At 64.6% G+C, this 10,144-nt stretch carries 13 protein-coding genes and 1 pseudogene; 8 read left to right on the top strand and 6 right to left on the bottom strand.

What is annotated here, in order from left to right:
• The first annotated feature begins 229 nt into the window (after positions 1–229).
• A complete protein-coding gene (locus tag FHW92_RS02995; protein ID WP_168601710.1) occupies positions 230–610 on the top strand; it encodes a glycine zipper 2TM domain-containing protein in 381 nt (126 codons plus the stop codon).
• Between the two features lie 81 nt (positions 611–691).
• On the opposite strand, the gene FHW92_RS02990 is transcribed toward FHW92_RS02995, so the two are convergent.
• The 3 genes from FHW92_RS02990 to FHW92_RS02980 all read right to left on the bottom strand — a co-directional run bounded on the left by FHW92_RS02990 (position 692) and on the right by FHW92_RS02980 (position 2,289).
• On the bottom strand, positions 692–928 hold the full coding sequence (locus FHW92_RS02990) for a thioredoxin family protein (RefSeq protein WP_168601709.1): 237 nt from the start codon (positions 926–928) through the stop codon (positions 692–694).
• 11 nt (positions 929–939) lie between these two features.
• Positions 940–1,890: a permease gene (locus tag FHW92_RS02985; protein ID WP_246869875.1), complete on the bottom strand. Its 951-nt coding sequence runs from the start codon at positions 1,888–1,890 to the stop codon at positions 940–942.
• A 96-nt stretch (positions 1,891–1,986) separates the two neighbouring features.
• Positions 1,987–2,289, bottom strand: coding sequence for a metalloregulator ArsR/SmtB family transcription factor (locus FHW92_RS02980; protein ID WP_168601708.1), 303 nt, complete (start codon positions 2,287–2,289; stop codon positions 1,987–1,989).
• A 135-nt stretch (positions 2,290–2,424) separates the two neighbouring features.
• Between FHW92_RS02980 and FHW92_RS02975 the strand changes: the two genes are divergently transcribed.
• The 3 genes and pseudogenes from FHW92_RS02975 (at position 2,425) to arsH (ending at position 3,889) form a co-directional block, all read left to right on the top strand.
• The gene (locus FHW92_RS02975) at positions 2,425–2,622 is read left to right on the top strand and encodes a hypothetical protein (protein ID WP_210428343.1); all 198 of its coding nucleotides are present in this window, start codon (positions 2,425–2,427) and stop codon (positions 2,620–2,622) included.
• Positions 2,619–3,152 (top strand): annotated as a pseudogene (locus FHW92_RS02970) (aquaporin). The gene FHW92_RS02975 and the pseudogene FHW92_RS02970 overlap by 4 nt, the downstream one beginning before the upstream one ends.
• Positions 3,149–3,889 (top strand): arsenical resistance protein ArsH, encoded by a 741-nt coding sequence (arsH, locus tag FHW92_RS02965; RefSeq protein WP_168601707.1) that lies wholly within the window; start codon positions 3,149–3,151, stop codon positions 3,887–3,889. Before FHW92_RS02970 ends, arsH begins: the two are co-directional and overlap by 4 nt.
• An 8-nt stretch (positions 3,890–3,897) precedes the next feature.
• Here arsH and FHW92_RS02960 read toward each other — a convergent pair whose 3' ends face one another.
• A complete protein-coding gene (locus FHW92_RS02960; protein WP_168601706.1) occupies positions 3,898–5,442 on the bottom strand; it encodes an FAD-binding domain-containing protein in 1,545 nt (514 codons plus the stop codon).
• Positions 5,443–5,598: 156 nt separating this feature from the next.
• Between FHW92_RS02960 and FHW92_RS02955 the strand changes: the two genes are divergently transcribed.
• Both FHW92_RS02955 and FHW92_RS02950 read left to right on the top strand, forming a co-directional pair.
• Entirely contained in the window at positions 5,599–5,982 is a 384-nt protein-coding gene (locus FHW92_RS02955; RefSeq protein WP_168601705.1) for a DUF393 domain-containing protein, read from the top strand.
• Positions 5,983–6,031: 49 nt separating this feature from the next.
• On the top strand, positions 6,032–6,202 hold the full coding sequence (locus FHW92_RS02950) for a DUF2256 domain-containing protein (protein ID WP_349237645.1): 171 nt from the start codon (positions 6,032–6,034) through the stop codon (positions 6,200–6,202).
• Here the strand turns inward: FHW92_RS02950 and FHW92_RS02945 are convergent.
• Entirely contained in the window at positions 6,161–7,675 is a 1,515-nt protein-coding gene (locus FHW92_RS02945; RefSeq protein WP_168601703.1) for a cryptochrome/photolyase family protein, read from the bottom strand. The two genes, FHW92_RS02950 and FHW92_RS02945, sit on opposite strands and share 42 nt — an antisense overlap.
• A gap of 84 nt (positions 7,676–7,759) precedes the next feature.
• Entirely contained in the window at positions 7,760–8,341 is a 582-nt protein-coding gene (locus FHW92_RS02940; RefSeq protein WP_168601702.1) for a PAS domain-containing protein, read from the bottom strand.
• A 156-nt stretch (positions 8,342–8,497) separates the two neighbouring features.
• Between FHW92_RS02940 and folE the strand changes: the two genes are divergently transcribed.
• Entirely contained in the window at positions 8,498–9,160 is a 663-nt protein-coding gene (gene folE / locus FHW92_RS02935; protein WP_168601701.1) for a GTP cyclohydrolase I FolE, read from the top strand.
• Positions 9,161–9,173: 13 nt separating this feature from the next.
• Positions 9,174–10,118, top strand: coding sequence for an FAD-dependent oxidoreductase (locus tag FHW92_RS02930; RefSeq protein ID WP_168601700.1), 945 nt, complete (start codon positions 9,174–9,176; stop codon positions 10,116–10,118).
• The last annotated feature ends 26 nt before the right edge of the window (positions 10,119–10,144 follow it).

Raw genomic sequence — 10,144 nt, 5'->3', positions numbered from 1 at the left:
AAATCGCCAGGGCATCGATTCGGTTGGCCGATGAAATTCCTGTTGCCATGCGCTAGGGCCGCAGAAAATCGCGCCTCTGCGGGCTTCGCGGCGCGTTTTCCGCTGGCACGTCGGCCCTGCCGATCCGCCTCGAATGCAGGAACTCTTTGTTCATGTCCGGTTGCTGATGCCCATGCCAAAAAGAGGGCAAGCAAGAGATCAGACAACGGACAAAGGGATACGAAACCTTATGCGCAAAATTGTCATTTCGGCCGCGCTGGCGGCCATCATGCTGCCGATCGCCACCCCCGCCCTTGCCGATCCGCCGCCTTGGGCGCCCGCCTATGGCCGCCGCGGTCATGACGAGTATCGGGATTATCGCGATCATGGGCGCCATGTCGAATATCGACGCCTTGGCCGCGACGATCGGATCTGGCGAGGCAATGACGGGCGCTATTACTGCCGCCGCAGCAATGGCACCACCGGACTGGTGGTCGGCGCGGCGCTGGGCGGCGTGCTGGGCAACCAGATCGCGGGCCGTGGCGACCGGACGCTGGGCACCATTCTGGGCGCTGCCGGGGGCGGCCTGCTCGGGCGCGAAATCGACCGGGGCAGCGTGACGTGCCGCTAAGCTGACCAGCGGATATCACTGTTTTGCGAGAGCCGCAGATGTCTGCGGCTCTCGATCAACCGGGCGATCAAACGGTCGCGCTCAGCCTTGCAGCCAGCGCCGGAGATCCTCTTCTCGGGGAATGCCGCCCGCATGGACGACCTTGTTGTCAATAACGATCCCCGGCGTCGAGAGGACGCCGAACCTGGCTATGTCAGCATAATCCGTCACCTTTTCCAAAGCGACAGGGACGCCCAGAGACTCCGCCGCCGCCTTGACCATGGCCTCGACCGTTTGGCAACGCTTGCAGCCGGGGCCCAGCACTTTGACATCTTTCATCGGAAATCCTTTCAGACAAAGAGGACATTGAAGAGATAGCCGACCGCCAGAATGCCCAGCGCCACCACCCCGGCAAAAACGACGATCAGTTTCAGGCTAAGCACTTTACGCAGGATGATCATTTCGGGCAGCGACAGGGCGGTGACCGACATCATGAAGGCCAGCACCGTGCCCAGCGCTGCCCCCTTGCCCAGCAGCGCGTCGACAACGGGAATGATACCGGCCGCATTGGAATACATCGGCACACCCACCAGCACCGCCGCAGGCACCGACCACCAAGCCCCCGCCCCCATGATCCGCGCCAGCAGGCCCGCCGGAACATAGCCATGGATAAAGGCGCCCGCCGCGATGCCTGCAATGATCCAGTACCACACTTTGCCGACGATCTCTTTGACCGCATCCCAGCCCGCCTCGAAGCGGTTGACCCAGTCGCGATGCTCTTCATCCGGCAGGTCTTGCTCGGCACGGACTTCGCGCACCCAGGTTTCAAGCCAGTCTTCGAGATGCAGACGGCCGATGATCCAGCCCGAAAGGATGGCAATCGACAGGCCAAAGGCAAGATAGGTCAGGGCAACCTTCCAGCCTAGCAGCGCGAACAACAGGCCCAGCGCCACTTCATTGACCATCGGGGCCGAAATCAGAAAGGAAAACGTCACCCCCAGCGGCACGCCCGCCGAGACAAAGCCCACAAACAGCGGCACCGCCGAGCAGGAACAAAAGGGCGTGACAATGCCCAGCATGGCAGCGGCGATATTGCCCACGCCCTCGCGTTTGCCCGCCAGCAGTGCGCGCGTCCGCTCCGGCGAGAAGAAGCTGCGCACAACGCCCATGGCAAAGACCACAAGCGTCAGCAGCATCAGCACTTTGGGCGTGTCATAGAAGAAGAATTCGACCGAGGCGGCCAGATGGCTGCCCGCCGGGATCGGCAATTGCGCCACAAGCCAGCGCGAAACCGGCTGCAACTGTCGTAAAGGGCAAACCATATGGCCACGCCGATGGCGATGCCGGCGAACCATGCTTGCGGGGTTCTATAGGGGTTTGCGGGCCCTTTGGTCATATCACGCGGCCTTTTGATTGGCAGATGGGGGCAATGCGGCCAGAATGGCCTCGATCACCGCGACCCAGGCGGCGGGCATATCGGGATTGCGGCGATAGCGCGTCCATTGCGCATCGCGTCGGTCGGTCAACAGCCCAACCGACTTCAACCGCGCCATATGGCGCGACATGCGCGATTGGGTGGCGCCAAGCCGGTCCATCAATTCGCAGACGCAATGCTCGTCGCCATCCCAAAGAATATGCAGGGCGCGCAACCGCGTGGGTTCGGCAAGAGCGGCAAGCAAGTGATCGATGGGCCTGTGCATCCCGGCAATCTATGCGCCGAAACGCATGAGCGCATTGACGCCTGTCAACCGGCCTCGCGCTGAATGCATTGACGGGCTGATGGGCTATCTCACCGAGAACTGCTGCGGCGGCCTGCCCTGTACGGACCATGGCCTGTGCTGCGCGCCCATTGGGGCCTGACCGCCCCGGCAGACGCCGTGGGCGAGGCCGCCGAAGATGCCGCCTTTGAGGACACATGGCGCTGGCTAACGATGCGGGCGCAAGCTTTGCTGGCCCTGCCGTTTGAAACGATGGGGCGCGAGGAGCTGGCCGCCGCTCTGGCCGAAATCGGCCGGATGGAGGGCGCGGCGTGAGACAGAAACTGGCCGCGGAGGCCATCGGCAGCTTCATGCTGTTCGCCACCGTGATCGGATCGGGGATCATGGCCGAAAGTCTGGCGGGCGGGAATGTGGCCGTGGCGCTGCTGGGCAATACATTGGCCACGGGCGCCATGCTCTTTGTGCTGATCACCATGCTGGGCCCGGTGTCGGGGGCGCATTTCAACCCGGCCGTCTCGCTCGTCATGCGGCTGCGCGGAGAAATCACCACGCCGCAGGCATGAGCCTATGTCGCGGCCCAGCTGGCGGGCGGCATTCTGGGTGTTTGGGCCGCGCATGTCATGTTCGGCCTGCCGGTTCTGGAATTTTCGACCAAGGCGCGCACCGGCATGGGCCAATGGGTCAGCGAGGCCATCGCCCGCGCGATGAGCAACACCTTTGCCGGCATAGCGCCCGCCCATGTGCCGGGCTTTGTCATCGCCCAGATCCTGGGCGCGCTGGCCGCCAAACTCGCCGCCATTACCCTGTTTCCTGATGAGCCTGATCCCGATAAGGATGCCGCATGAACCGTTTGCGTGAACTTTCCGATCCCGATTACCTGCCCGCGCTCAAGCGTGAATATGTCCATGCCCGTCCGGCGCTGGGCCTTGGCGCGCTCGATCCGCCGCCGCGCATCCTGCTGCTCTATGGCTCGCTGCGCGCGCGTTCCTATTCCCGGCTGGTGGTCGAGGAAGCCGCGCGCCTGCTGCTCCATTTCGGCTGCGAGGTGAGGATCTTTGATCCCGCCGACCTGCCCCTGCCCGATCAGGTGCCCGGCGATGACCACCCGGCGGTGCATGAATTGCGCGAACTCTCGCTCTGGTCCGAAGGACAGGTGTGGTGCAGCCCGGAACGCCATGGCCAGATCACCGGCATCATGAAGACCCAGATCGACCACCTGCCGCTGGCCATGAAGGGGATGCGCCCTACGCAGGGCCGCACGCTGGCGGTGATGCAGGTCAGCGCCGGGTCGCAATCGTTCAATTCGGTCAATACCCTGCGCCTGCTGGGGCGCTGGATGCGGATGTTCACCATCCCCAACCAGTCCTCTGTGGCCAAAGCCTATGAGGAATTTGACGAAGCGGGCCGGATGAAGCCCTCGTCCTATTATGACCGCATCGTCGATGTGTGCGAGGAACTGGTGCGTTTTACCGTGCTGCTGCGCCCTCATACCGATCAGTTGGTGGATCGTTATTCCGAGAGGGTCGAGCGCGATCAGCCGGTGGCAAGCCCGGTGGAAAAGGCGGGTTTGGCCCAAAGCTGATGCTGGTCCTAGAGGTCAAGCTGCATCTGGGGCATCGCGTCTTGCGTGATCCGACGGGCGGAGGATCGCCCCTCCCCCCTGCGCGCGGTTGATCGCTTGCGGCTGCCGTGCCGCTGCTGAACGCTGTCGGCCTCGGCGCGCGCCTCGCGCGTGCGTCGCAGGGCGGCGATGGCCTGATGCGCGGCCCGCGCCGCCGCGCCATGGTCGACGATGGGCAAAGGGTAATCCGGGCACAGGGCCTGACGCTGGCCGCTGTCCAGCTTGTCCAGAGCATGAAGCCATGCGCCCGGAACCTGCGCGAGTTCGGGGACCCACGCCCGGATGAAGCGGCCCTGCGGGTCCTGATCCATCCCCTGCTTGGCGGGCGAATAGATCCGCACCGTGTTGATCCCGGTTTCCCCGGCCTGCATCTGACACTGGGGCCAGTGGATGCCCGGCTCGTAATCGATAAAGGCCCGCGCCAGCACCAGCTCGGCCTCCTGCCACGGCAGCCAGAGGTCATAGGCGGCAAAGCTCATCAGCATGGCGCGCATCCGAAAGGTGGTCCAGCCCGTGGCCTGCAAGGCGCGCATCACCGCATCCAGAAACGGATAGCCGGTGCGCCCCTGCGCCCATGCCGCCAGACGGGCGGGATCGGCGGGCGGACGCAGACCCTCATAGCGGCGGGCGAAGGGGCGAAATTCCGCCTCCGGCTCGCTCTCCAGCTTCTGGATGAAATGGCAATGCCAGTGCAGCCGGGCCATGAAGCTGCGCAAGGCCTGTCGCCAGTCCCGCGCCTCGGTCGGCAGGGCGGCATAGCGACTGCGGGTGGCCTGCCAAACTTCGCGCATCGAAACCGACCCATAGGCCAGATGCCACGACAGTCGAGAGCAGGCATCGGGCGCGCTGAGCGGCGAGGACATGGCGCGCGTGTAATGTTCGCCGCGTTCGAAAAGGAAGCTCTCCAGCGTGGCCAGTGCGGCGGCGCGTCCGGCGAGCACCGAAGCGCCTGCTTCATCGGGCGACACACCCAAGGCCGCCGCGCCGGGCAAAGTGTCGCGGCCGGGCGCGGATTGCCAGACAACCGGAGGGACCGGCAGCAAGGGCTGCTCCATCATCGCATCCCATGCGGCGGCCCAATGGTCGCGGTTGAGGCCACGCCCCCGGATCACGCCGAACTGGCGCAGCTCGACAAAGGGAACGCCCTGCGCCCGCGCCCATTGGCGCACCGCCCGGTCCCGCGCAAAGGTGAAGCCATTGCCCGTTTCCTCATGCGCCCACAGCGCAAAAGGCCCGATCTGCCCGCGCAATGCCTCCAGCTCGGCCACGGCATCGCCCACGCGCAGGCAAAGGCGTCCGCCAAGCCGGGCAATGGCCTCGGCCAGATCGGCCATGCAGGCCCGCCAGAAACGCCACTGCCGCCCGGATGTGTCAGAGCCTTGCCAATAGGCAGGCTCGACGATGACAAGGGCGACGACCGGCCCGGCCAAAGCGGCGCGGTGAAGCGCGGCGTGATCCTCCAGCCGCAGATCGCGTTTGAACCATACGACTTGTGGGATTGGACCGCTGATCATCCTGACGCACCGATTGCGGCCCTTGCCCATTCCTATCCAAAGACCACTGTTGGCATGAACGACAGACCACCGAACCGGCAAGGTGGCTCTTCGGGCAAGGCGCACTTCCCGAAGGATCAGCTGGCCCCCGGCAGGCGAGACGGTATTTTCCACCCTATGCCCCGTCCGCCCCAGCAAACTCAAGCCCCGTCCCGCCGCAACAGGCTGACGGTGTGGTATGATGGCGGCTGCCCGCTGTGCCTGCGCGAGATCGCGCTGATGCGGCGATGGGACCGCGCCGGAAACATTGCTTTCATCGACCTGGGCGATCAGGCGCAGGCGTGTCCGCTCGACCGGCAGCTGATGCTGGCGCGTTTTCATGCGCAGGAGGATGGCGTGATGCTCGATGGCGCGGCGGCCTTTGCGGCCATGTGGCGGGCAATTCCTCGCCTGCGCCTGCTGGGCGAACTGGCCCGATACCGACTGGTGTTATGGGGTTTGGAGGCGGCCTATGCCTGGTTTCTCAAAATACGCCCCATTTTGCAGAGATGGTTGCGATGATCGCCTCATTGCCCGGATGCGGCCTGCACGGCCGGAACAACGAGCCGCGATCATGAAAATGCGCAAAAAAGGCGATCTGCCGACCAAGCTGTGCGCGGTCTGTCAGCGCCCTTTTATGTGGCGCAAGAAATGGGCGCGCGACTGGGATACGGTCCGTTATTGTTCGGACCGTTGCCGTTCATCCAAGGGTGGCCAGAAAGGCCTCGGCGTCACGCCATAGCTGATCCTGCTTTTCGGGCGCGAAATTGGCCCATGTGCGTACCATCTGGGCCATGCGCGGATTGCCGCGCAGACGCTCGACATGGCGCGCGATGAAATGCCAATAGAGCAGGTTCAACGGGCAGGCGCGCTCCCCCTCTTTGACCTTCACATCATAGGTGCAGCCGCTGCAATAATCGCTCATGCGATGGATATAGGCGCCGCTGGCAACATAGGGCTTACTGGCCAGCAGACCGCCATCAGCAAACTGGCTCATCCCGATCGTGTTGGGCAATTCGACCCATTCAAAGGCATCGGCATAGACCGCCAGATACCATTCATGCAGCGCATGGGGATCGATCCCGGCCAGCAATGCGAAATTGCCGGTCACCATCAGCCGCTGGATGTGGTGGGCATAGGCTTCCTCGCGGGTCTGGGTGATACAGGCGCGCATACAGGCCATCGAGGTATCGCCGCTCCAGTAGAACCAAGGCAGCGAATGATTGGCCTCCAGCGCGTTGGTTTTGGCGTAATCGGGGCCCTGCCACCAATAGATGCCGCGCACATATTCGCGCCACCCGATGATCTGGCGGATAAACCCTTCGGCGCTGTTGATCGGCACCCGGCCTGCGCGCCATTCCTCCTCCACCGCGCGGCACATGGCCAAGGGATCGAGCAGGCCAAGGTTGAGATAGGGCGACACAACCGCATGATGCAAAAAGCGGTGCTCGGTCAGCATCGCATCCTGATTGCGCCCGAATTCGGGCAGCGCCACGCGCAGGAAATGCGCAAAGGCGGCTTCGGCCTGTTCGCGCGTGACGGCAAACCAGAAAGGCTCCAGATCGCCAAAATGGTCTGAAAAGCGCCGCTCCACCATATCCAGCACCTCGCGCGTGATGGCGTTGGGCTGGAAACGCATCGGCTGGGGCAGGCCCAAAGCGCCGGGGGGCGGAGCGCGGTTGTCATGGTCGAAATTCCATTGGCCTCCGGCGGGCTTGTCGCCTTCCATCAACAGGCCCGTCTTGCGGCGCATCAGGCGATAGAAATGCTCCATGCGCGTGCCTCCCCCCGGCCGGAGGCGACCCTCGGCCCATTGCGCGAAACCCTCACGGTCGGCCAGAAAGCGATCGTCGGGCAGGAGCTTTGCCCAGACGCACATATCCTGCATCAGCCGCCATTCGCCGGGCTCGGTGGCGATTATTTCCTGTGCGCCCCATCGCGTGCGGGCGCGCTCGGCCTCGCCGCGCAAACTGCCCGTGTTGGCCGGATCATCAAGCCGGACATAATCCACCCGCCAGCCCGCGCCGCGCAGTTCCTCGGCGAAGTGCCGCATCGCCGACAGGACCAGCGCGATCTTCTTCTTGTGATGGCGCACATAGGTCGCCTCGGCGGCCACCTCGGCCATCAGAACGATGTCGGTTGCCCGGTCGGCCGCCTGAAGGGCGGAGAGGGAAAGGCTGAGTTGATCGCCCAGAACCAGAATGATGCGCGTCATGCATCACGGCTAACCTGCGCCTGCGCGGTGCGATGCCTGTTTTTTGGGGCAATTGTTGGGGGCAATTTTTGCGGCAAGCCCCGATCAAAATCCCGCCTCTATCGCCAGACGGACCGCATCGGCGGCGGTATGCACGCCCAGCGCCTGAAACATTGCCGCGCGGTGCATCTTGATCGTCCGCTCCGAGAGGCCCAGCTCATAGGCGATCTGCTTGTTGAGCCGCCCCCGCGCCATGGCCAGCAGCACAGCCCGCTGGCGCGGCGACAATTGCTCGACCTTGGTGCGGGCCGCATTGGCCCGGCCCAATTCGGCCTCGTCGGCAATTTCGACCTGCGAGCCGAGGAAATATTCCAGCACGCCCTCATTGTCGAAAATGGGCGCCACCATCACGGCATTGCGAAAAGGCTGGCCGTTCTTTCGATAGTTCAGGATCTCGACCATCACCGGCCGCTGCTCGCGGATACCCTCGCGCAGGGCCTCGATCAGGTCCGGCTCCGACCCCGGCCCGGTGAGAAAGCGGCAATTGCGCCCGATTACCTCGTCGCGACCATAGCCGGTCAGCGCCTCGAAAGCGGCATTGCATTCGATGATCGGATTGTCGGGCAGTCTGGGATTGCTGATGACGGCCGCCACCAGGCTGCCCTTGATCATATCGGAAATAGCCATAGGCCCAAACGCTTCCCATTCGGCAATTGCCACCATCAGCATCGCCCTCGTTGCGGCATACCCTTTAAGCCATGTTGCCGCCGACGGCCCCCTGTCTAGAGAGGCAAAGATGTTCAGCCATGACGCGAACCCTGTCGCGTCGCCGGGAGGCAGCCCATGAATTTCCTCACCTCGCTTCATTCCTGCGATGCCGTGCTTGATGACGGGCATGATGAGGCGGCCCCTTCGGCCCCCGCCGTCGTGGCCAACACCAAGCCGGTTGTGCCCGAGCCGGTGCAGGAGGCCATCCGCACGCTGCTGCGCTGGGCTGGCGATGATCCCGCGCGCGAAGGGCTGATCGACACGCCTGCCCGCGTGGCGCGCGCATGGCGCGAATATTGCGGCGGCTATGGCGAAGATCCGGCAGTGCATCTGGTCCGCCAATTTGAGGAAGTGGGCGGCTATAACGAGATCGTCCTGCTGAAGGATATCCCTTTCCAGTCGCATTGCGAACACCACATGGCGCCGATCACCGGCAAGGCCAGCATCGCCTATCTGCCGCGCAACCGGGTGGTGGGCATTTCCAAACTGGCCCGCGTGCTCCACGGCTATGCCCGCCGCCTGCAGATTCAGGAACGGCTGACGGCGCAGGTCGCCCAATGCATCTGGGACAATCTTCAGCCGCTGGGCGTGGCGGTGACCATCGAGGCGCAGCACGGATGCATGACCGGGCGCGGCGTGCGCACCCCGGGCGTCGGCATGGTGACCAGCCGGATGATGGGCACCTTCCTCGAAGATCCTCGCAGCCGCAAGGAAGTGCTCGCGCTGATGGGATATTGAGCGGGTGGCAGCGATGCGGATTGTCATAATCGGTGCGGGCATGTCGGGTCTGGCCTGCGCCCAGGCTCTCGAACAGATGGGCCATGAGGTTGCCCTGTTCGACAAGGGGCGGGGGCCGGGCGGGCGCATGTCGACACGGCGCGTGGCTCTGGACGAGGCGCAAATTTCATTCGACCATGGCGCGCAGTTCTTCACCGCCCGCGAGGAGGCATTCCGCGCGCAGGTGGAACAGTGGCGCAAGGACGGACTGGTAGCCTGCTGGCCCGCCGCGCGCGATGATGCTTGGGTGGGAACGCCCGGTATGAATGCGCCCATCGCCCACATGGCCAGCGTCCATAATGCCCGATTTGCCAGCCATGCCATGGGGCTGGTGCGCGAGGGGGCCGACTGGCGCGTGCTGCTGCATGACGGCAGCCGCCATGGTCCCTATGATGCGGCGGTGCTGGCGCTGCCCGCCGAACAGGCGGCGGCCTTTCTCGGCACCTATGACCTGACCATGGCGGCCTGCGCCATTGCCGCGCGCTCACAGCCCTGCTGGACCGCGATGATGGCCTTTGCGGAAAGATTGCCGATTGCGGCCGATGTTCTGCGCCCGTCCGGGCCGGTCGGCTGGGCCGCGCGCAACAGCGCCAAGCCGGGCCGCTCGGCAACCGAGGCATGGGTGGTGCAGGCCAGCCCTGCCTGGTCCACCGAGCATCTGGAAGATGACGCGGCGCAGGTGGCAGAATTTCTGGCCGACTGGCTGGCGGGGCAGGCCGGTGGCGCGCCCCTGCCCCTGCCCGTCCGGCTTCACCTGTCGGCCCACCGTTGGCGCTATGCCGTTGCGCAGCGCTCGCCAAAGGGCGCCCTGTGGAACGCCAATCTGCGGCTTGGCGCCTGCGGAGACTGGCTGCTGGGCCCGAGGATCGAACTAGCGTGGCTGTCGGGGACGAAGCTGGCGGGGCTTATCGGGGGCTGATAGCGCTCCCCTCATTGGGGGTGCTT

It is taken from the genome of Novosphingobium sp. SG707 (assembly GCF_012275515.1).
Classification (GTDB): Bacteria; Pseudomonadota; Alphaproteobacteria; order Sphingomonadales; family Sphingomonadaceae; genus Novosphingobium.
This window is presented reverse-complemented; position numbering and strand designations above follow the sequence as displayed.

Bases quoted from the DNA above. Each gene is read 5' to 3' on its own strand.
- FHW92_RS02990 (WP_168601709.1), bottom strand. From the start codon at position 928: ATGAAAGATGTCAAAGTGCTGGGCCCCGGCTGCAAGCGTTGCCAAACG.
- FHW92_RS02960 (WP_168601706.1), bottom strand. From the start codon at position 5,442: ATGATCAGCGGTCCAATCCCACAAGTCGTATGGTTCAAACGCGATCTG.
- FHW92_RS02930 (WP_168601700.1), top strand. From the start codon at position 9,174: ATGCGGATTGTCATAATCGGTGCGGGCATGTCGGGTCTGGCCTGCGCC.
- FHW92_RS02995 (WP_168601710.1), top strand. From the start codon at position 230: ATGCGCAAAATTGTCATTTCGGCCGCGCTGGCGGCCATCATGCTGCCG.
- FHW92_RS02980 (WP_168601708.1), bottom strand. From the start codon at position 2,289: ATGCACAGGCCCATCGATCACTTGCTTGCCGCTCTTGCCGAACCCACG.
- FHW92_RS02945 (WP_168601703.1), bottom strand. From the start codon at position 7,675: ATGACGCGCATCATTCTGGTTCTGGGCGATCAACTCAGCCTTTCCCTC.
- arsH (WP_168601707.1), top strand. From the start codon at position 3,149: ATGAACCGTTTGCGTGAACTTTCCGATCCCGATTACCTGCCCGCGCTC.
- folE (WP_168601701.1), top strand. From the start codon at position 8,498: ATGAATTTCCTCACCTCGCTTCATTCCTGCGATGCCGTGCTTGATGAC.
- FHW92_RS02940 (WP_168601702.1), bottom strand. From the start codon at position 8,341: ATGGCTATTTCCGATATGATCAAGGGCAGCCTGGTGGCGGCCGTCATC.
- FHW92_RS02955 (WP_168601705.1), top strand. From the start codon at position 5,599: ATGCCCCGTCCGCCCCAGCAAACTCAAGCCCCGTCCCGCCGCAACAGG.